Below are 21425 nucleotides of genomic sequence, written 5' to 3'. Positions count from 1 at the left end.
TAATAACAGCGTAGTTGAATCGCTGAGGATCGCATGGCGGAAGACAGTCAAGCAAACGAGTTATCGGTTGCTGAGCTGAGGGAACTAGTACCCCAGTTACAGCAGTTAACCGACAAATACAAACGCGCTGAACTTATTCAGAAAGCGTTGTTCGACATATCTGAATTAGCCAGTTCAGTGAACGAACTTACTCGTCTTTACCCTGCTGTGCATCAGATTATTGCTGGTTTTATGACAGCAAGAAACTTTTTTGTCGCCTTCCATAATTCCGCCACTGAAACGGTCGATTTTGCCTATTTTGTTGATGAATTTGATGAACTTACCCTGCCGACTATCCCTGCATCTGAATTAAAAAAGAGTCTCACTGCCTACATTCTGCGTACAGGTAACCACCTGTTTTTAACTAAAGAAAATACCGATGAGCAACTTGAAGGTATTGATGCAGAGAATCTGGGTGCCGATCCTGTCGACTGGATTGGTGTACCACTCAAACGGGATGATCAGGTTATTGGGGCAATGGTGGTACAAAGCTACGATGAATCCGAACGTTACACGACTCAGGATTTGGAAGTTTTGCTGTTTGTGTCACAACACATTGTGAATGCGCTGGACAGGGTAAAAAACCGCGAAATTACCGAGCAAACCATCGTTGAGCGCACCCAGCAATTGCAGGCGATTAACGAGGACCTCGAAGAGGAAATTAACGAACGTCAAAAAGTCGAAGCGCTACAGCAGGCATTATTTGAAATATCGGAATTATCGGCAACCGCGGGCGGAGAAATTACCACCTTCTATTCAAGTCTGCATGACGTATTAGCTCGCTTGATTAGCGCACCAAACTGTTACATTGCCACCATTAATAAAGATACCCAATTCCTAGAATTCCCTTATTTCAGTGATGAAGTGGAATCTGAAATTAAGCCGCGCCCAATGGGCCGGGGCTTAACCGAATATGTATTACGTACAGGTCAGGCGGCTTTAATTGATAAATCAAAAGTACAGGATTTGGCTGAAGCAGGTGAACTGGCCAAAAGTATCCCGGAAAACATGCTTAAGTCATCTAACTCCTGGTTGGGTTCACCACTGGTGGTTGAAGGCGAGATCTACGGGGTGATTGCAGTTCAGACCTATTCTGAGGAATCCCCTTACACTTTTAAAGATCTGGAACTGTTGAAATTCGTTTCGCACCATATTGCAGTGGCAATGGAGCGTAAGCGTGCCGCTGAAAGTATTCAAAAATACAATCAACAATTAGCGGAAAAAGTTAAGGAACGCACGACTGAATTAAACCAGACCAACGAAACACTCAAAAAACAAATTGAAGAACGTAAAAAGATTGAGTTAAAACTGATCCACGATGCTCACCATGATGCCTTAACCGGTTTACCCAATCGAGTAATGTTCAGCAACCGTCTGGAGCTGGCGGTAGCCAATAAACAACGCCACAAAGAACAGAACTTTGCCGTACTGTTTATTGATTTAGACCGCTTTAAACAAATTAACGACACCATTGGCCACTATGCCGGCGATATGTTCCTGATTGAAGTAGCAAAACGCATCGGTAGTTGTATTCGCGGCCACGATTTACTGGCACGATTAGGTGGTGATGAATTTGTTATTCTGCTGGATACCTTCGAAACAGTACAAGACGCAGAAGATGTCGCCAGCCGTATTATCGATTCACTCAGTAAAGTATTTGTTTTAAATGACAAGGAAATGTATTCAGGTGCCAGTATTGGTATTGCCATTCTGGAAAGCTGGTACAAATCTGCCGATGAAGTAATTCGCGATGCTGATGCCGCCATGTACCAATCCAAATCAATGGGACGTGGGCAGTACGCTCTGTTTAACAAAAGCATGCGCGATAAATTGCTTGAAGAGCTTGAGCTGGAAAACGAATTCCGCCGTACTTTACGAGAGTCGGCATTTGAGTGCTTTTTCCAGCCGGTTCTTAATCTCGAAACCAAAGAGTCAATTTATTTTGAGGCCTATATTCGTTGGGAACACCCCAAGCTGGGTAAAATTCAGCGTGAACAATTTAGCCAGGTAGCCGAAGAAAGTGGCTTAACCCTGGAGCTGGATAATTTTCTGGTTGAACAAGCCTGTACTTTGTTGCGTCAGTGGCAGTATTCAGATGGCCCGGAAAAACGCTATCGCATAGCGATTAACATTTCTGTAGATCAAATCCTGCAGCCGCGTTTAATCAATAATTTACTCGATAAGATCCGTAAATCGGGCATCAATCCGTACTCCCTTATCTTTGAATTTGATGAAAATACCCTTAATCGACGTTCACAACATATTCTTCCGACACTGACTAAACTGAAAAAAGCCGGCATTCAGCTAGTACTGGATAACTTTGGCAGCGGATTAGCATCACTCAGCTATCTGTATTCCTATCCTTTGGATTACGTCAAAATCGATCACAGATATGTGCGTTCAATCCCACGCTCGCAAAAAAATCTGAAAATGATTCAGTCAATTCTTAATATTGGTGAGCATCTTGATTTTAAAGTGATTGCCGAAGGCATTGAAACCGCACAGCAATACCGCGAACTGGCTGGCATTGGTTGTCAGTTTGGGCAGGGCTCTTATGTGCAATCCGCTAAAAAACTGGTGGTAAAATCAGATAAAGTCCAGTCTGAATCCTAGAGCGTGTTGATCTTTGCGGTATGAATTTTGTTCTAACTAAACACTTTTTAATCGCGACGCTTATTTGCAGGCCTAATGGATTAAGTCAAAAATAAGCAACAAAGAGTGAAAAGTGTTTTAGGACGAACCCTTCGGGCAACGTTTGCGCGGCATTTCTACTGCTTCAGCACTCATTTATGTAGAACAGCTACACCACATTCGTGCTTCATGGTTTAAATACCGCGCAACTCGTTGCAAAAATATACCGCAAAGATCAACACGCTCTAATTTAGTCTTTATTTAATAAACCACGCAAATTAGCAATACCCACTTCTCCTTTACGTTGCCGCTCTTCTTTATTTACCGGCTGTTTTTTATCCTGCCATACCACATCGTCAAAAGGCAGTTCATCGAGGAAGCGGCTGTGCTCGGGGTTTATTACTTCGCCGTACTGGCGTCTTTCTCTCGCCAGCGTGAAAAATAATTCCTGCTGTGCACGTGTAATGCCCACATAAGCCAGCCGGCGTTCTTCTTCAATATTATCTTCATCAATACTCGATTGGTGTGGCAACAATCCTTCTTCCATACCAACCATAAATACAAACGGAAATTCGAGACCTTTGGATGCATGGAAGGTCATAAGCTGTACCTGATCCGAATCATCTTCATCCTCACCACGTTCCATCATGTCACGCAAAATAAGGCGATTAATGACCTCTAACAATGTCATCGGTGGATTTAACTCGTCACCTTCGAGCATACTGCTAATCCAGCCAAATAAGGTGCTGATATTAGCCATGGCCATTTCTGCCGCTTTAGGACTGGCACTGGTTTCATACAAGTATTCTTCATACTGCATGGTTTTAATTAAGTCACGCACCACGGCAATGGTATCGCCACGTTCGGCATTATCCGATAATTCCACAATCCAGCGACTAAATTGTTCAATCGCCATCAGCGGTTTACCCGAAATCACGTCCTGCAAACGCGGATGACATGCCGCTTCAAAAATACTCACACGCAATTCATTGGCAAAATTTCCCAGCTTTTCCAGACTGGTTCGCCCAATGCCTCGTGGTGGCGTGTTAATCACCCGCAACAAGGCATTGTCATCATCCTGATTCACCATCAAACGTAAATACGCCATAATGTCTTTAACTTCTGCACGACCAAAAAACGACATGCCACCACTTATTTTGTAGGGTATGCGGTTACTCATCAGTGTTTTTTCAAACAAACGGGACTGGTGATTACCACGGTACAAAATGGCGTAATCTTTGAAGTTAGAGCCGTTCATAAACTTATGTGCCATAAGTTCGGCCACTACTTGCTGGGCTTCGTGTTCTTCGTTTTTAGTGGGAATAACCTTGAGTTTTTCACCCTGACCTAACGTCGAAAATAGCTTTTTCTCGAACACGTGTGGGTTGTTTTGGATCAGGATATTTGCACAATGCAGTATTCGCTCAGACGAACGGTAGTTTTGCTCGAGCTTAATCACGCGCAAGCCTGGAAAATCTTTTTGCAGCAACTCCAGATTTTGCGGACGTGCGCCACGCCAGGAATAAATGGACTGATCATCATCACCCACCACGGTAAAATGCGAGCGCTCACCCACTATCAGTCGCACCAGTTCATACTGACTGGTATTGGTATCCTGATACTCATCCACCAGTAAATATTTAATGCGCATATTCCATTTTTTGCGCACTGCTTCATTTTGTTTTAATAACAAAGTTGGCATCAGGATCAGATCATCAAAATCCAGTGCGTTATAGGCTCGTAAGTGGTTTTGGTAATGTTGATAAAAACGTGCAAATTCGACCTCGGCGGCTGGCAATTGCATTTTAACCAGCTGTTCCGGGGTTTTTAGGTCATTCTTCCAGTTGGATATTGCAGTTTGCAGGCTTTGAAGTAACTCTTTGTCACCATCAAACTCAGCTTCAGTTAAATCCTTCAACAGCGCCATGGTGTCTTTATCATCAAACAATGAGAAACCAGGTTTGATGCCCAGATGTTTAACCTCAGATTTGATGATACTTAAGCCAAGTGTGTGGAAGGTCGCAACCTTAAGGCCTCTGGCTTCTTTTTTACCTAAGGTTTGACCTACACGTTCTTTCATTTCACGCGCGGCTTTATTGGTAAAGGTAACGGCTGCAATGTGCCTTGCTGGCAAATTACACTCACGCACCAGATAGGCAATTTTATTGGTAATAACCCGGGTTTTACCACTACCGGCACCGGCCAGCACCAGACAGGGGCCGGAAATATAAGTTACTGCTTCATTTTGCGCCGGATTAAGCTTCATGGTTTTACCTGATCACTGGGGGCGGGGATTGTAAAAAATAATCCTAATTAATTCTAGGATTCTAACCTTGCGCAACAAACTCGCGATAAAACCAATTATTCGGTTACAATAAGCACTTAACCAGCCAGGAAACAAACATGATTAACGCTCAGAAAATTGAAGACATTGCCAAGCAAATCTCAGAAGCGGTTCCACCAGGTCTTAAAAACATGGCGGAAGGTGCTGAATCTAAGGTTAAACAAATTCTGCAAAGCCAGTTAAGCAAGCTGGATGTTGTTAGTCGTGAAGAATTTGATATTCAAAGCCAGATTTTAATTCGCACCCGCGAAAAACTGACGGAGCTGGAAGCCCGCATTTCCGAACTGGAAAAACAGGCTGCCGACAAATAATCGTTTATCCTTCGATATCCGATAAAAAGAATTTATACGCCGGGTTATCGGTTTGTTCGACAAACAGGTAACCCAGCTGCTCCAGATGCTGATCAAAGTCCCCCTGAGACGCAGGAGGAATATCAAAACCCACCAACACCAAACCATCGGCTGCACCATGATTGCGGTAATGGAATAAGGTGATATCCCAGCGCTCGCCCAACGTATCCAGAAAAGTCATTAACGCGCCCGGATGCTCCGGAAACTGGAATGAATAAATCCGTTCATTTTTAAGCCCGATAGGACGTCCACCAACCATATAACGCACATGTAATTTAGCCATTTCGTTATCAGATAAATCCGACACCGGGTAGTGCTGCGCGGTTAAAGTTTGGGTGATTCGTTCAAATTCCTTACGCCCTTCCCGTAACTTTAATCCCACAAAAACATGTGCTTGTTTAGGATTAGCATAGCGATAGTTAAACTCAGTGATTGCGCGGCCACCTAACAGGCTGCAAAACTGACGAAATGCACCGGTTTTTTCCGGCAATTGCGTGGCGAATACCACTTCTTTTTGCTCACCTAATTCACAACGCTCCGAAACATAACGCAATGTATGGAAGTTGATGTTAGCACCACACAAAATGCCGCCAATCTGGTGGTTTTTAACCCCAGGGTTAGCTTGCAGATACTTGCGAATGGCCGCTACTGATAACGCACCGGCAGGTTCAGCAATCACACGCGTATCATCAAAAATATCTTTAATTGCTGCGCAGATTTCGTCGCTATTTACCGTGATAACTTCATCCACATATTGCTGGCATAAACGAAACGGCTCTTCACCAATTAATTTAACCGCCACACCGTCGGCGAAAATCCCCACAGACGGCAATTCCACCGGCTTACCGGCTTGCAATGCTGCTTGCAAACACGCGGATTCATCCGATTCCACCGCAATGATTTTGATGTCAGGTTTGAGTTGTTTAAGAAACACCGCAATACCGGAAATTAATCCACCACCACCGACTGCAACAAACAGAGTATCGATATCCGGTTGTTGTTCCAGCATTTCACGCGCAATGGTGCCCTGACCTGCAATCACATCCGGATCATCAAAGGGAGGAATAAGGGTATAGCCTTGTTTTGCTGCCAATTCGCGACTGTATTTACTCGCTGCATCAAAATTAGTGCCGTGCAGCACCACTTCGACCCATTCACCACCGAAATTTCTAACGGCTTCAATTTTAATTTCCGGGGTGGTTTCCGGCATCACAATGACTGCTTTAATGCCTTTACGCTTAGCAGAATAAGCCACACCCTGAGCATGATTGCCTGCTGATGCGGCAATCACACCCGCATCCAGTTGTTCCTGACTTAACTGACTAATACGATTATAAGCACCACGCAGTTTAAATGACTTTACTGGTTGCTGGTCTTCGCGTTTAAGAAAAATCTGATTGCCAAACTCTTCTGATAATCGCTCCATTTTTACCAGGTCAGTCTTAACCGCAGCCTCATATACAGGCGACAACAGTATCTTATGTAAGTACTCGCTATTACTAACTGTCACTGTATATCCTTATTCAAACAGACTTTTATCACGAACCGCGCCCTGATCGGCACTGGTAGCAAGCATGGCATAGGCTTTTAACGCCAAGGAAACTTCACGTTGGCGGCTAACGGGTTTCCAGCCTTTAGGATTGTTATCCATTTGCTGACGACGTGCTCCCATTTCCTCATCGGAAATTGCAATCTCAATTGTGCGTTTGGGGATATCAATATTGATAGTGTCACCTTCCTGCACCAGTGCAATTGCACCACCGCTGGCGGCCTCTGGCGAAACGTGCCCAATAGATAAACCCGATGTGCCACCAGAAAAACGCCCATCGGTGATCAGGGCACAGGATTTGCCCAGACCTTTGGATTTTAAATAGGACGTTGGGTACAGCATTTCCTGCATACCCGGACCACCTTTTGGCCCTTCATAGCGGATCACCACCACATCACCAGCGACAATTTTGTCATTTAAAATCGCAGCGACCGCCTCATCCTGACTTTCAAAAATTCGCGCAGGGCCACTAAAAGTTAAAATCGATTCATCCACACCAGCAGTTTTTACGATACAGCCCTTTTCAGCCAGATTACCGGATAATACCGCCAGACCACCTTCCTGACTGAATGCGTTTTCTAAGCTACGAATACAACCTTGTTCACGATCAGTATCCGCATCGGGATAACGGCAGTCCTGACTAAAGGCCTGAGTCGTGCGAATACCTGCCGGACCGGCACGGTAAAAATAGCGCGCATCGTCGTTATCAGCTTCCATCACATCCCACTGGCGAATGACCTGACCAATGCTGCCACCCAAAATATGACCGGCACTGTCCTGCAATAATCCGGCACGATTCAGTTCAGCCAGAATACCCAGCACACCGCCTGCGCGATGCACGTCTTCCATATGGTATTTCTGGGTTGAAGGGGCAACTTTGCATAAATGCGGCACTTTACGCGAAAGTTCATCGATATCTTTCATAGTAAAGTCGACTTCCGCTTCCTGCGCAGCAGCCAGTAAATGCAAAATAGTATTAGTTGAACCACCCATGGCGATATCCAGACTCATGGCATTCTGGAAAGCAGTGAAATTAGCGATATTACGCGGCAGAGCAGATTCATCATCATTCCGGTAATAACGTTCACAAAGCTCAACCACCAGACTACCCGCACGTTTAAACAGGTTTTCACGATCAGCATGAGTTGCCAGCAGAGAGCCGTTACCCGGTAAAGATAACCCCAGCGCTTCAGTTAAACAGTTCATGGAATTGGCAGTAAACATGCCTGAACAGGAACCACAGGTAGGGCAGGCAGAGCGTTCAATTTGATCGGTTTGTTCATCGGTAACTTTGTCATCAGCCGCTGCCACCATAGCATCCACCAAATCCAGCTTGATGATTTGATCAGACAGTTTGGTTTTACCCGCTTCCATCGGCCCACCGGAAACAAATACCACAGGAATATTTAAACGCAGTGCCGCCATCAACATGCCCGGAGTAATTTTGTCGCAGTTTGAAATACACACCAGCGCATCGGCACAATGGGCATTGGCCATATACTCTACGGCATCAGCAATTAATTCACGTGATGGCAAGCTGTACAACATGCCACTGTGCCCCATGGCAATACCGTCATCTACCGCAATCGTATTAAATTCTTTGGCAACGCCTCCGGCAGCTTCGACCGAGCGCGCCACCAGTTGCCCCATATCTTTTAGATGCACATGTCCGGGTACAAACTGAGTGAATGAGTTGGCAATTGCAATAATGGGTTTACCAAAATCTCCGTCTTTCATTCCGGTGGCACGCCATAGTGCACGGGCACCGGCCATATTGCGACCCTGAGTGGATGTTGCTGAACGTAATTTTGGCATGATGGTTTCCTGTTTATTTCAATCATTGATAGAAGTGTCGCTGTCTCGCGGCACTAAACTGCTTAATTTAATACAAAAAACCCCCGATGCTGGTCGGGGGTTTGGGTGTTTTACTTTTTGCCGCTCACTCCAAATCCCCAATGGGAATAATCACCACCAGGTTAATAATCAGAAGAGTAATCAGGTTAAATAATCGCGGCATGTTTGCTCCATGTGACACTATCTATACAGTTACCATGCAAAACTGAATCAAATCAAGCAATTCCTCTACAAAATTGTTATAAAGCAGTATCGCTGGCTATAAGTAGGCAACCGAAATGAAGGATTTATTGCACTGGTTTGACATACTCGGCGTGATCGTTTTTGCGATTTCCGGCACCCTGATGGCACACAAAAAACATATGGATGGATTTGGTGTGATTGTGCTGGCATCCGTTACTGCGATTGGTGGTGGCACGGTTCGCGACCTGATCCTCGATGTACCGGTTTTCTGGGTACAGGATAACAGCTATTTGTATGCCATCTTAATTGCGGCTTTTTTCTGTATATTGTGGCTGCGCCACAAACATTATTTTCCCTTACGTTTTTTACTGATTGCCGATGCCATTGGTTTGGCATTTTTTAATATTATGGGAGTGCAAAAAGCGCTAAGTCTGGGTGTGCCTATGTTGGCAGCGGTGGTAATGGGCACCATGACGGGCGTATTTGGTGGGCTTATCCGTGATGTGATGTGCCGGGAGATCCCGCTTGTACTAAAAGGCGAGCTTTATGCCACCACCTGCATAATCGGTGGCAGTTTATGTTGTTTATTATGGTCGTTGGGTTTAGATGCGGTGTTTTGCATGTTACTTGGCGGCGCCACTACCTTGATACTGCGCTTAATGGCAATTCGCTGGCACTGGCATCTGACGGTATTTAAGACCTAAAAAAGTAACCGGGCACAGATATTAGAAGTGATACTCGACACTTAACTGCACAAAATCATCCTGGCGTATCCAGTAACTCATTTCCTCAGGGGATTTACCATCAAATAACCAGATATCCAGATTAGCGGTCCACGCAGGAGATAAACGGGTTTTGGCTTCCAGCAACATACTTCGGCTATCGCTGTAATCTAAATCCTGTGCAAATCCAGCGAGAATTTCGCTGCCATCCACATCGTTAAACGCAATGCGGGTACCGATAAACAAATCGTTTTGCGACATGCTGATACCTGCACCCCGGCTGTCATACTGATGTTCCATTAACAGCCCCACATCGATCACTGAATCATTTACCCCATAAAAGGTGTATTCAAACCCAATATCACTGGCAGTGTAATCTTCAATTAAATTACCTTGGCGACGAATGGCTTCCAGCTTCCAAATCCAGCTGTTCACTATATACAGCGACTCAATACCAACCTGAGTAATTTGCGGGTAAAAGGCTAAAGCCTGCAACTGGCCATCAGCATTTTGCGAATTAATCAGTTGCGGCTCCCGTGAAGTACCTTTAAACGCTGAAAGTGCCGTTTCCCAGTTATTCCAGCTATGCGACCAGCGCATCGCATAATCCACATGTTTTTGCTCCTGAGCGGACTCATAAATAACCTTGTCGGGATCTACCGCTAAAGGCCCACGTAAACGCCCCTCCCAGCCAGGATAAGTCCGTTCACGGAAGTAAGGTAAAACAAAAAAGTCTAGGGTGCCCCAGTCATGCAGGGTTGAAAGATGCACCATAGGCTGGCCTAGTTTGTCTTCGCCATCCGGTGCTTCAACAAAATCGGTCTGATTAACAATATCAACCAGGTGTAATGTTTCAGTTACTCCCCAAAATACTTTATCGATGCCCACATGTACTTCCCAGCTATCGCCTACATGGAAATACTTTAATTCACGAATATCGGCGTGGGTGCGCTCTTCATCTTCGCTGTCGTAACGATAATAAGGACTAAAACTAATGCCATCGTATTCATCATTCCATGGCAGATAAAACTCAAGTAAAGCACTGCCAGAAAATTGCGTCTGAGATTGACCAGTGTAAGCCGCATCCTGAGGGAAATAACGTGTTTCCAGCGCAAGTTTTCCATCTGTTTGCAAGGCACTTTGTTTTGACTCTTCAGGAAAAACATAATTTGAATAATCAGTTGTATCACTGACACTGCTCACCGGCGTGACATTCTTAGGAGGCTGGGCTTTCGGTGCAGCTGTTACCGATGTTTGTGGGGTTTCAGGATTTTGCTCCTGCTCAGGCTCTAAAACCTTATTTTGCGTACTTGCAACGCTTTGCTGAGATTCAGTTTGCGGCATCACTAAAACAGAACCGGCACGCAAACTGGTGTAATCGTCACTGCTAAACGCCTGCGGATTAGCAAAAAATATAAGTTCCATCATCTTATCAACGCTCAAATTTCCCCTTTGCGGATAAGTATAGGCAATGCGCCACAAAGTGAGTCCGGGCTCAACTTTAATGCCGGTACTGTTAGTTTGAGCCTGCGCAGGTTGCGCGGTAAGACAACCCACCAAAGCAAGTGATAATGCAGATAACTTAAAACCCATACTGCAGAGTCCTGATCATTAACGCACGCGTTTTAAACTGTTTTTATTAAAATCGTTATCATCTAAATCCACATTAAAATTGATTTGTTTCACGATTAAACTGGTACTTTTACCTGTCTGATGATTAATCACATCCAGTCTTTTAGGGCGCCAGTATTTATCCAGATACAGCTGGTAATCGGACATAGTCATGGTCTTAAGTAACGCCTTTTTACGGTCGTAAAATTCGTTTTTCATGACGCGGTAATGCTGTTTATCAATCCAGCTAATAATTTTGGTATAACCGGAAAAACGGTCTGTGGGTGTGGCTTCCACCACAAAACAATCCAGGCCGTTAAGCTTTTCATCACGCAGATAGTTAAATTTGTATTTAGCCAGTTCAAAAGAACTCATATCCTCATAAGCAAACTCACTGCTCATAAAGGGGCCTGATTTATTGTTAGACGAAATACGTTTTACCCGCTTGATCGCTGGTAAATACAACCATTGCTCATCGGCATCTTCAATATGTGAAAAGGATAAAAACGCAGTACCTTTTACATCCGCTGGCTGGTCAAAAACAGTCAGGCTTTTATCACCATCACCTTTTACTTCCAACGCTTTAGCACGAATGGCCCTGACACTTTCATTACCTTGTGCGTCACGCAATACCATCAGCGTATCAGATTCACTGCTGCCCCAACCGGCATCACGCGCCTTACGTTCTTTTGCAATTTCCAGTCCTTTGGCAGCATCATCAGCCAGCGACAATGGCGATATTACCAACGCGGCCACTAACAATAGTGAGGCTGTAATTCGTTTTAGATTAAGCATGTGAATTTCCTTCCTGATAAACCCGTTTATCCAGCAATAATAAAAAGGCTGGTAAGAACAAAAAGTCTACAACCAACGCCAGTAAAATAATCACTGCGGTCAGTAATCCCAGATAACTATTGAGTGTAAATGCTGACAGCGTTAGCACCATAAACCCAACAAACAATACCAGCGTCGTGATCCACAGCGCTCTGCCAACAGACGAGAATGCATAACGGATTGCATCTTCGGCATTATTGCCCTGACGCCGCGAATACTGATATTTACTTAAAAAATGTACTGTATCATCAACCACTATGCCCAGGCACATGGATGTCACCACTGACAAACCCAAATTAATATTGCCGTTATACAAAGCCCATAAACCAAAACCAATACCGGCTGGTGCCAAATTAGGGATCAGGCTGATTAACCCCAGACGTAAATCTTTTAAAGCAAAGATCAGTAAAACAGAAATGAGAATCGCAGCAACACTGGTTCCTAACAACATACTGGCCATATTACGCTCACCAATATGTGCAAACATCAAAGCCACACTAGACATCTCAATTTTTTGTTCAGGATAGTGTGTAGTAAACCAATCACGAATTTTCTGTTCAAAGCCCGTTAGTTCATGGCTCCCCAGATTTTTCAACGTCAGAGTCATACGCATAGCTGATTTATCAATATTCAATTGATTATTGAGATCCAATCCATAAGGTAGTGACATTTCATACATCAGTAAATACTGAGCAGCTAAATCCTGTTGCTCAGGCAGGCGATACCAGGAATCATCATCACCATGCATATTTTTGTTTAGACGCTTAAAAATATCGGTAAGTGTGGCTAGATGGTCTAATTCAGATTGTGATCTAACCCAGTTAGAAAAGTCCTCTGCCATTTCCAGAAATTGAGGGCTGTTTACGCCACTGGCTCTTTCACTATCAAGTTCCAAATCAATTAATGTCATTCCAGACAGTCGAGCTTGCATAAAATCATTGTCCTGCCGAAACTTTAGTGAAGTATCAAAATACTCCAATGGAATGTCATTAACAGAGTTAAGCGGTGTCAGCGCAGTTCCGCCAATAATCACAATCCCCATCACAATTAACAGTGTTTTTTGCTGTTTGATTACCCATTCGGCAAATTTTTCCATTGCTCCGTTTTTTTGATTTGATTGCGGTTTTACCTTGATCGGCAACATCATCAATAATGCTGGAAATAGCGTAATTGAGAATATCCACGCAAACACAACACCAAGAGCAACCAGATTTCCTAAATCCTGCAATGGTGGTACGTCAGAGAAATTAAAGGTTAAAAAGCCAATCGCCGTGGTGATACTGGTAATAAATACCGGCTTCATGTTCAGTCGTAAACTGTGTTTGATTGCATCTGCTTTAGTACTGCCCTGTTGCATATCAAACAGCATCGAAGAGGCAATATGCACACAATCAGCTACCGCTAATGTCATCACAATAATAGGCACATTTACCGTTGCCGTTGAAAGGTAATAACCCGCCCAACCAGCAATACCCAGCGTAGTGACGTTACTCACAATAATAATCAATAAGGTACACAGGGTTGCGGTAACCGAGCGCAAAAGCAGTGCCAGCATTAGGATAATGGCAACAAACATTCCGGGGATCAGGCTGCTGGCATCTTTTTGTGACTCCTCATAAAAACCATTATTCATCATCACCACACCAATAAGGCGGAACTGTGCAGTTGGATATTGATTTTGATACTTTTTAACCAGATCACGTGTAAAACTGACGATTTCCTGAACTTCAGCCGTTTGATCAACCTTATCTGGCAACTGCACGGTAATATTTACCATGGCTACATCACCTGCCTCTGAGATCAGTTTTTTTAATAAAACCGGTTCATTTAATGCGACCTGTTTCACATGCTGAAGCTTCTCTGCATCAAGCTCTTCTGGTTCTAATACCAGAGGCTCAACCAACAAATCATCTTGTTCCGCCTGGGTATGCTGAAAATTGGTAATTGAATCCACTCTGCTGGAGTAGGGGATTTGCCAGGCATCTTCGGTTAAATTCCACAACAGAGTTAAGTTTTCAGCGGTAAATACATCCCCATCCTCCGGTGCTACCACGATGCCAATGTTGTCGTTTTTGTTGAAGGTCTTTTGCATGGACTCGAAAGCCAGCAACTGCGGATTAGAGTGACCAAAGAAAATTTTGTAGTCACCACGAAAATAAAGCTTGGAAGCGCCAAAGCCACAAAGAGCAATCAGACACAAAGAGAGTAAAAGCACACTCCATGTATAACGGGTTACAGCTTGTTGCAACAGTTTTTGCATCTCCGAACATCCCTGAGAAAAAATTTAACTTACACAGTGTATACGAAAAACATGAGCAAAAGGTATCACTGCTTACTTCCAGGTATATCGCTGAAAAATCAATTAATTTCCAAGGTACATGATGGGATTAACACATTATTTGAATAATCAGCCAATGCGACTAGTTTTATTAGTGGACACAAAAAAATATCAAGCTAAACAGACTGTTATAGGGAGAGCAGATGTCGTTAGCCAGAGTACACAGTCGTGCATCTGTTGGAGTAGATGCTCCATTAATAACTGTTGAAGTGCATTTGGCCAATGGCTTGCCCGCGTTTAATATCGTTGGATTGCCCGAAGCCTCTGTACGTGAATCCCGTGACAGAGTGCGCAGTGCACTGATCAATTCGCAATTTGAATTCCCCGCCAAACGCATCACAGTTAATCTGGCACCGGCAGATTTGCCTAAAGAAGGCGGCCGTTTCGATTTAGCCATAGCCATTGGCATTATCACCGCCAGTGGGTTATTACCTGCTGAGAAATTAGAACACTATGAATTAATTGGCGAACTTGGCTTAAATGGTGACGTTCGCCCCATCACTGGCGTATTACCCTTTGTTTATGCCTGCAGTAAAAACAACCGTAGCGCCATAGTGCCCTCACAAAATATGAGCGAAGCCAGTTTAGTACAGGATAGTGAATCTTTTGGCGCTCACGCATTAACCGATGTGTTTCATCATTTATCCGGACAAAACTCGTTACCTTTTGTCCCGGTCACAACACTTAATCATGATATCCGCTATCCAATTGATTTGCAGGACGTTGTCGGACAAACCGCCGCCAAACGCGCGTTAGAAATTGCCGCGGCCGGTCAACACAACATGTTAATGACAGGGCCTCCGGGCACCGGCAAAACTATGTTAGCCAATCGCCTGATTAGCATTTTGCCACCAATGACAGATGATGAATCGCTGCAATCTGCCGCAATTCATTCTGTTTGTGGCAAAGCCATTGATCCAGAATTGTGGCGTATCCGGCCTTTTCGCAGCCCACACCATACCAGTTCAGCCGTAGCATTAGTGGGAGGAGGTAGTATTCCACGTCCCGGTGAAATTTCGCTGGCACACAATGGCGTATTATTTTTAGATGAACTGCCAGAATTCGACCGCAAAGTGCTGGATGTATTGCGTGAACCGATGGAATCCGGTTCTGTTTCCATTTCACGCGCAGCCAGACAAGCCTTGTTCCCGGCACAATTTCAGTTAATCGCTGCCATGAACCCCAGTCCAACCGGTGCGATTGATGACGGTCGCAGTACAGGTGATCAAATCTTACGTTATTTAAATCGTATTTCAGGTCCTTTTTTAGATCGTATCGACTTGCAAATCGATGTACCGCAATTGCCCAGCGGCAGCTTTGGTCAGCAGGTAAAAGACAGAGGCGAAAGTAGCAAGGTAGTCAGAGCACGGGTAATCAAAGCCCGTGAAATGCAAATGGCACGATGCGGCAAAGCCAACGCCCATTTATCTAATAAAGAAATCGACCGCTTTTGCCCGCTGCTGGCCGAAGACCAGCAATTTCTGGAAACTGCAGTAGAAAAGCTTGGTTTATCGATTCGCAGCTATCATCGCATTATTAAAGTCGCACGCACCGTTGCCGATTTAGCCGGTTGCGACAATATTCGCCATGAACATTTGGCGCAGGCGCTGAGCTATCGTAGTTTCGATCGGCTGCTTGCACAATTGGGTAAATAATTCCGTTTAGTACGCAGCCATTAGCGACTCAACCAAAGGGTCGCCCGCTTTTTCGCTTAGACAGCAAATGCCCAGTTTGAACGATTCAATATCGTGCAACACGATGCAATTCACCTTATCGCGCGCCACCGAATTATCCACAACCACTTTAGGCACTATGCCAAGTCCACAGCCTAAGGCCACCATACTCACTATCGCTTCATGCCCGGCAACGTGACCATAAACTCTTGGACGGATGCCATGCTCAGCCAGCCAGTGATGCACAATACGTTTAGACGGTCCGGATTCTGGCAAGACCATCTGCATTTCACGCCAGTTGACTTGCTCGAGTTTAGTCACTTTACTGCTGGCTGGCGTGATCATTACCAAAGGGCGATTATCCAGATGGCGATGGTGCAGTTCCGCAGGAAAATCGGGGGTTACCACAGCAATAGCGACATCGACTTCGCGATTGAGTAACTTTTGCACCGCCATATCCGGATCACCGGTGGTCAGCTGAATCTCTACCTGAGGATGCAAATGGCTGAAATTATCCAGTAATTTAGGCAGGTGGCTGTAACTGGCTGTCACCGAGCAGAATAATTTTACTTCACCACGTAACTGCTGATTTTTGTCATTCAACTGAGACTTTAATTGAGACCACTGACGCAGGGTATCGTCGGCAAAATCCCGTAATTGTTCGCCCGCAGCTGTCAGCTTAACTGAACGATTATCACGCACAAATAGTTCACTGCCACACTCCTGCTCTAAACGTTGAATCACCCGACTCAGTGTTGAAGGACTAACGTACAAAGCATCGGCCGTCTTACCAAAATGCAAGCTGGTACTTAAATGGTGAAATAACTGCAGACTTCTGAAATCCATGCCAACTCTATATTGCAAAATATGAAATACTATTTTGCAAATATATCATTTTATACAACAAAGCCAATCCCGTATGCTCAATGACGGATTAATAACCAGATTGTTTTAAGGTTTTGTATGGCAAATTATTTTAATACCCTGTCTTTGCGTCAACAGTTGGATCAACTGGGACGCTGTCGTTTTATGCAACGCGATGAATTTTCGCAGGGTTGTGAGTTCCTGAAAGGCAAAAAAGTCGTGATCGTTGGTTGCGGTGCCCAGGGACTTAATCAGGGTCTGAATATGCGTGATTCAGGTCTGGATGTATCTTACGCGCTGCGTCAGGCAGCCATTGATGAAAAACGAGATTCTTATCAACGCGCCACTGATAATGGTTTTACAGTAGGCACCTATCAGGATTTAATTCCAACCGCCGATCTGGTGTATAACCTGACGCCGGATAAACAACATGCTTCTGTGGTTGAAGCCGTTATGCCTTTAATGAAAAAAGGCTCAACACTGGGTTATTCGCACGGTTTTAATATCGTCGAAGAAGGCCAGCAGATTCGCAGCGACATTACAGTCGTAATGTGCGCGCCTAAGTGCCCGGGTACCGAAGTACGCGAAGAATACAAACGTGGTTTTGGTGTACCTACCCTAATCGCTGTTCATCCCGAAAACGATCCTCAGGGCGAAGGCTTAGAAATTGCCAAGGCACTGGCTAGTGCAACCGGTGGTGATAAAGCCGGCGTACTGGAATCTTCTTTTGTTGCTGAAGTTAAATCAGACTTAATGGGTGAGCAAACCATTTTATGTGGTATGCAACAAACCGCCGCCGTGTTGTGTTATGAAAAAATGGTGGCTGACGGTATCGATGCTGCCTATGCAGGCGCACTGATCCAGTATGGTTTACAAACCATTACTGAAGCCCTGAAAATTGGCGGTGTAACCAATATGATGGACCGCTTGTCTAACCCGGCCAAGGTTAAAGCCTTTGAGTTATCAGAACAGCTAACAGGTTTGTTACGTCCCTTATTCGAAAAGCACCAGGATGACATCATCAGCGGAGAGTTCTCACGCACCATGATGGAAGACTGGGCCAACGGTGACGCTAACTTATTAAAATGGCGTGAAGAAACAGGCCAGACGGCTTTTGAAAATGCCCCTGAATATTCAGGCACCATTGAAGAACAGGAGTTTTTCGATAACGGCATTTTGCTGGTTGCCATGATCAAATGTGGTGTTGAACTTGCGTTTGATGTCATGGTTGAGGCCGGTATTTTGCCTGAGTCAGCTTATTACGAGTCTTTGCATGAAACCCCGCTAATTTCCAATACGATTGCGCGCAAGCGTTTGTATGAAATGAACGTGGTTATTTCTGATACCGCAGAATACGGTAACTACCTGTTTGCTAACGCAGCGATTCCTCTGTTAGCAGAAAAATTTATGCCAACCATTGGCACCGATGTGATTGGTAAAGGATTAAACAGCAAATCCAACAGCGTGGACAATAAAACTCTGGTCGATGTGAATCGTGCCATTCGTGAACACGATGTGGAATGGATTGGTGAAGAACTGCGTGGCTACATGACTGACATGAAAGCCATTGTGGATGCCAGCTAATCCCGCTAAACGACTCCCTAAGTGCGAGAGTGCACAGCGTTTAAGTTAAGCGCCCTGTCGCCCGGTTTATCCGGGCGTTTTTTTGTCTGTCAAACACCATCGCGCCTGATATCCTATTGTTCCCCCATCATTAAAATGGAAGACACCTAATGTTCGCTGACACCCCCAAGCCACCTTATTACACCGTAATATTTACCTCAGTCAAAAGTGACCAGCAGCAAGGTTATTCCGATATGGCAACCAACATGTGGAACCTGGCACACCAACAGCCCGGCTTTTTGGGTGCCGAATCAGCTTCTGCTGACTTAAGTATTACGGTGTCTTATTGGAAAGATTTAGACTCGATAAAGGCGTGGAGAAACAACGCCGAACATCAACAAGCACAGAAAATGGGCAAGGAACAATGGTACAACGCCTATAAGTTGCGCATTGCCAAAGTGGAACGGGATTACCAGTTTGCACGTTTATAGCAATTCACTATAACAGTGCACAATTCCACCCTTTTTGTGCAAAAGTCGCGTAAACAACATACACAAAAACACTAAGTTATTGTTTTTATTAATTTTTAAAAGTTGGCCTGATAGGTGCTTTATAAAGGCCAACGGGAAGATCGTGATATAACAATAATAATAATATTACAACAACGAACAGATCAGAGCGCGCTAGCTCATTCCCTATCAAAGGTATGTGTTGTAGCAATACTGCATATGCCTTTGGTTCACAAAGGGCGAAGTATCGCATTGACGGGCAGGGACGCGATTTATCCGCATTAGTCGGTCAAAATAATAATAATTAGAGCGTATTGAGCTCTAGTCACTTTGCTGAACATTTCGCAATCGCTGTTTCCACTTGGCTAACGCGACTTTTTGCATACTGACATTCTTGTCTTTTTCATCGATTATCTCGAGACCCAGCAGGGTCTCGAGTAAATCTTCCATCGTTAATATGCCTTCCAATCCACCGTATTCATCTACCACTAAAATCATATGATTGCGCCCCGGGAAGAAGTGTTCCAAGGTGCGTGATAATGGCATGCTACTGCTGACGGTTACCATTTCCTTGAGATATGCGCGCACTGATTTGTCACCATTGCCACGCGCCTGCGCCACTAATAAGTCTGACTTAAGCACAAAACCACAAATTTTCTCGGTATCGCCCTGCTCATACACCGGAATACGCGAAAAACTCTGTTTGGAATGCTGATGATAAAAGGACTCAACTGTCATGTTTTCATCAATCGAAAAAACTACAGTACGCGGTGTCATGGCAGACTTGACCCTGGTTTGATGCAGACTCATCAGGTTCTGCATGATGTTTAATTCATGCAATGCCAGTTGCCCATGCTGATGGGATAGTTCAGCCAGCGCTTTAAGCTCGGTACGGCTTAAACCACTTAATTCATCCTGATTGGTAAATTTGCTGGTCATTTTTTCCAGCACATAAACAATTGGGTACAAAGCAATACATAAATAATGCACAAAATAAGCAGTGGCAGGCGCCAAAGCTCGCCAGTAACTGGCACCAATGGTTTTTGGGATCACTTCAGAAAAAATCAGAATCAATAAAGTCAGTACGGCGGAGGCCACACCCAGATAACCATCCCCAAACACGATTGCAGCTTGTGCTCCGGCACCAGCCGCTCCCACGGTATGCGCGATGGTGTTTAAGGTTAAAATCGCTGACAGGGTTTTGTTTATATTGTTGTTCAAACCTCGCAGTAAAATGCCGCTGTGCTTTTGTTTGCCTTCAAGCACCGCAATGTAAGATTGCGACACACTTAATATGACAGCCTCAGAAACAGAGCACAAAAACGAAAAAAACAATGCAACAAAGACATAGATGATTAGAAGTAACATGCTTGGTTTAATTAATCCTTATTTAATCCGGCAGCCCACTACAGCAAACTTTGCATTTTTGTACAACATTTAACCGGCAGCCATAACAGGTGTTTTGCGTTTTAATTTTCCCATGGCAATTGCATTGCCGAGTAAAATACACAATACGCCGACACCGGCTTGCCAGTGCCAGACATACCCTTCGTATAACGTCGATAAAATCAGCGACACCACCGGATACATCAACACCACATAAGCGGCTTTATCAGAACCGATCTGTTGTACCAGTCGCATGTAGGCACCAAAGGCAAACACAGAGCCAAATACCGCTAAATAGATTAATGACCACCAATATTCATGAGATGACGGTAAAGAAAACGGCAAATCCATAATAAGTGCGTAGCTTGAGGTAAAAACAATGCCATAGGTCATTGCCCAGAAATTCATTTGCACCACAGGTGTGCCACGGTCGAGAATTTGTTCAGATACCACATTGCCACTGGCAGCAAAAAAGAACGACGCGGCAGCAAAACTAATACCCAGCCAAAGACCTGCATTTTCCTGCAGCATCGCAAATTCAGGCCAGAAAATAAGTATAACGCCAAGCAAACCAACCGAGGCGCCCTGAATTACTTCCATACGCATCGGTTTGCCTAATAAAGCACGACGCAGCACAACATTGATGTAAATAATGCTCGAGCTCAATACTGCAACTAACGCGCTAATAATATAGTGCTCGGCATGATAGAGCAGGGTGTAATCCAAAGTGTATAAACAGAAACCAACTAATGCCATGCGCAGATGTATGCCGACCGGTAAACGCATTGGCAATCTTTTGACTAAACAAAACGCCAGTAATACCAGCGCAGCGATACTAAAACGCAGCGCCACCGACACAATCGGAGGCACATCACCTAACTGGAAGGTAATGGCAATCCAGGTTGATCCCCAGATCACAACACAAATAAAAAACAACAAAGGGTTAGACATAATGCAGGCAATAAAAAGGCTCAG

At 44.6% G+C, this 21425-nt stretch carries 15 protein-coding genes; 6 read left to right on the top strand and 9 right to left on the bottom strand.

Features of this window, described 5'->3' with window-relative positions:
- Positions 1-33: 33 nt before the first annotated feature.
- Positions 34-2652: a sensor domain-containing phosphodiesterase gene (locus H8B19_RS11490; RefSeq protein WP_186507033.1), complete on the top strand. Its 2619-nt coding sequence runs from the start codon at positions 34-36 to the stop codon at positions 2650-2652.
- 268 nt (positions 2653-2920) lie between these two features.
- Here the strand turns inward: H8B19_RS11490 and rep are convergent, their stop codons facing one another.
- Complete coding sequence (rep, locus tag H8B19_RS11485; RefSeq protein ID WP_186507032.1) at positions 2921-4936, bottom strand: DNA helicase Rep; 2016 nt, start codon at positions 4934-4936, stop codon at positions 2921-2923.
- Positions 4937-5073: 137 nt separating this feature from the next.
- Here rep and ubiK point away from each other — a divergent pair, with 137 nt between their 5' ends.
- Positions 5074-5325: a ubiquinone biosynthesis accessory factor UbiK gene (ubiK, locus tag H8B19_RS11480; RefSeq protein ID WP_186507031.1), complete on the top strand. Its 252-nt coding sequence runs from the start codon at positions 5074-5076 to the stop codon at positions 5323-5325.
- A gap of 4 nt (positions 5326-5329) precedes the next feature.
- Here the strand turns inward: ubiK and ilvA are convergent, their stop codons facing one another.
- Entirely contained in the window at positions 5330-6874 is a 1545-nt protein-coding gene (gene ilvA / locus H8B19_RS11475) for a threonine ammonia-lyase, biosynthetic (protein ID WP_186507030.1), read from the bottom strand.
- A 9-nt stretch (positions 6875-6883) separates the two neighbouring features.
- Positions 6884-8728, bottom strand: a complete 1845-nt coding sequence (gene ilvD / locus H8B19_RS11470) for a dihydroxy-acid dehydratase (RefSeq protein WP_186507029.1) — start codon at positions 8726-8728, stop codon at positions 6884-6886.
- 317 nt (positions 8729-9045) lie between these two features.
- Between ilvD and H8B19_RS11465 the strand changes: the two genes are divergently transcribed.
- Positions 9046-9654 carry a trimeric intracellular cation channel family protein gene (locus tag H8B19_RS11465; RefSeq protein WP_186507028.1) on the top strand — a complete coding sequence of 203 codons (609 nt, stop codon included), beginning with the start codon at positions 9046-9048 and terminating at the stop codon, positions 9652-9654.
- A 21-nt stretch (positions 9655-9675) separates the two neighbouring features.
- Here H8B19_RS11465 and H8B19_RS11460 read toward each other — a convergent pair whose 3' ends face one another.
- The 3 genes from H8B19_RS11460 to H8B19_RS11455 are packed head-to-tail and all read right to left on the bottom strand — an operon-like array spanning position 9676 to position 14377.
- Positions 9676-11265: a type IV pilus assembly protein FimV gene (locus H8B19_RS11460; RefSeq protein ID WP_186507027.1), complete on the bottom strand. Its 1590-nt coding sequence runs from the start codon at positions 11263-11265 to the stop codon at positions 9676-9678.
- An 18-nt stretch (positions 11266-11283) separates the two neighbouring features.
- Complete coding sequence (locus H8B19_RS18875; protein WP_206683184.1) at positions 11284-12078, bottom strand: outer membrane lipoprotein-sorting protein; 795 nt, start codon at positions 12076-12078, stop codon at positions 11284-11286.
- The gene (locus H8B19_RS11455; protein ID WP_206683183.1) at positions 12071-14377 is read right to left on the bottom strand and encodes an efflux RND transporter permease subunit; all 2307 of its coding nucleotides are present in this window, start codon (positions 14375-14377) and stop codon (positions 12071-12073) included. Before H8B19_RS11455 ends, H8B19_RS18875 begins: the two co-directional genes overlap by 8 nt.
- A gap of 221 nt (positions 14378-14598) precedes the next feature.
- Here H8B19_RS11455 and H8B19_RS11450 point away from each other — a divergent pair, with 221 nt between their 5' ends.
- Positions 14599-16110: a YifB family Mg chelatase-like AAA ATPase gene (locus tag H8B19_RS11450; RefSeq protein ID WP_186507026.1), complete on the top strand. Its 1512-nt coding sequence runs from the start codon at positions 14599-14601 to the stop codon at positions 16108-16110.
- Positions 16111-16116: 6 nt separating this feature from the next.
- Here H8B19_RS11450 and ilvY read toward each other — a convergent pair whose 3' ends face one another.
- Positions 16117-16974 (bottom strand): HTH-type transcriptional activator IlvY, encoded by an 858-nt coding sequence (gene ilvY, locus H8B19_RS11445; RefSeq protein ID WP_186507025.1) that lies wholly within the window; start codon positions 16972-16974, stop codon positions 16117-16119.
- 117 nt (positions 16975-17091) lie between these two features.
- Between ilvY and ilvC the strand changes: the two genes are divergently transcribed.
- Together ilvC and H8B19_RS11435 are read left to right on the top strand one after the other, a co-directional pair.
- Positions 17092-18576, top strand: coding sequence for a ketol-acid reductoisomerase (ilvC, locus tag H8B19_RS11440; RefSeq protein WP_186507024.1), 1485 nt, complete (start codon positions 17092-17094; stop codon positions 18574-18576).
- Positions 18577-18725: 149 nt separating this feature from the next.
- Positions 18726-19046 carry an antibiotic biosynthesis monooxygenase family protein gene (locus H8B19_RS11435; protein WP_186507023.1) on the top strand — a complete coding sequence of 107 codons (321 nt, stop codon included), beginning with the start codon at positions 18726-18728 and terminating at the stop codon, positions 19044-19046.
- Positions 19047-19385: 339 nt separating this feature from the next.
- Here the strand turns inward: H8B19_RS11435 and H8B19_RS11430 are convergent, their stop codons facing one another.
- The gene (locus tag H8B19_RS11430) at positions 19386-20432 is read right to left on the bottom strand and encodes a CNNM domain-containing protein (protein ID WP_186507022.1); all 1047 of its coding nucleotides are present in this window, start codon (positions 20430-20432) and stop codon (positions 19386-19388) included.
- A 69-nt stretch (positions 20433-20501) separates the two neighbouring features.
- Entirely contained in the window at positions 20502-21401 is a 900-nt protein-coding gene (locus H8B19_RS11425) for a DMT family transporter (protein WP_186507021.1), read from the bottom strand.
- Between the last annotated feature and the right edge of the window lie 24 nt (positions 21402-21425).

It is taken from the genome of Neptunicella marina (assembly GCF_014270035.1).
GTDB lineage: Bacteria > Pseudomonadota > Gammaproteobacteria > Enterobacterales > Alteromonadaceae > Neptunicella > Neptunicella marina.
The sequence above is the reverse complement of the archived record's forward strand: the minus strand, read 5'-3'. Positions and strand labels throughout refer to the sequence as shown.

What these genes read in the sequence shown, in the direction of transcription:
- H8B19_RS11465 (WP_186507028.1), top strand. Translation starts at nt 9,046, where the DNA reads ATGAAGGATTTATTGCACTGGTTTGACATACTCGGCGTGATCGTTTTT.
- ilvD (WP_186507029.1), bottom strand. Translation starts at nt 8,728, where the DNA reads ATGCCAAAATTACGTTCAGCAACATCCACTCAGGGTCGCAATATGGCC.
- H8B19_RS11460 (WP_186507027.1), bottom strand. Translation starts at nt 11,265, where the DNA reads ATGGGTTTTAAGTTATCTGCATTATCACTTGCTTTGGTGGGTTGTCTT.
- H8B19_RS11490 (WP_186507033.1), top strand. Translation starts at nt 34, where the DNA reads ATGGCGGAAGACAGTCAAGCAAACGAGTTATCGGTTGCTGAGCTGAGG.
- H8B19_RS11430 (WP_186507022.1), bottom strand. Translation starts at nt 20,432, where the DNA reads ATGTTACTTCTAATCATCTATGTCTTTGTTGCATTGTTTTTTTCGTTT.
- ilvY (WP_186507025.1), bottom strand. Translation starts at nt 16,974, where the DNA reads ATGGATTTCAGAAGTCTGCAGTTATTTCACCATTTAAGTACCAGCTTG.
- H8B19_RS11450 (WP_186507026.1), top strand. Translation starts at nt 14,599, where the DNA reads ATGTCGTTAGCCAGAGTACACAGTCGTGCATCTGTTGGAGTAGATGCT.
- ubiK (WP_186507031.1), top strand. Translation starts at nt 5,074, where the DNA reads ATGATTAACGCTCAGAAAATTGAAGACATTGCCAAGCAAATCTCAGAA.
- H8B19_RS18875 (WP_206683184.1), bottom strand. Translation starts at nt 12,078, where the DNA reads ATGCTTAATCTAAAACGAATTACAGCCTCACTATTGTTAGTGGCCGCG.
- H8B19_RS11425 (WP_186507021.1), bottom strand. Translation starts at nt 21,401, where the DNA reads ATGTCTAACCCTTTGTTGTTTTTTATTTGTGTTGTGATCTGGGGATCA.
- H8B19_RS11435 (WP_186507023.1), top strand. Translation starts at nt 18,726, where the DNA reads ATGTTCGCTGACACCCCCAAGCCACCTTATTACACCGTAATATTTACC.
- rep (WP_186507032.1), bottom strand. Translation starts at nt 4,936, where the DNA reads ATGAAGCTTAATCCGGCGCAAAATGAAGCAGTAACTTATATTTCCGGC.
- ilvC (WP_186507024.1), top strand. Translation starts at nt 17,092, where the DNA reads ATGGCAAATTATTTTAATACCCTGTCTTTGCGTCAACAGTTGGATCAA.
- H8B19_RS11455 (WP_206683183.1), bottom strand. Translation starts at nt 14,377, where the DNA reads ATGCAAAAACTGTTGCAACAAGCTGTAACCCGTTATACATGGAGTGTG.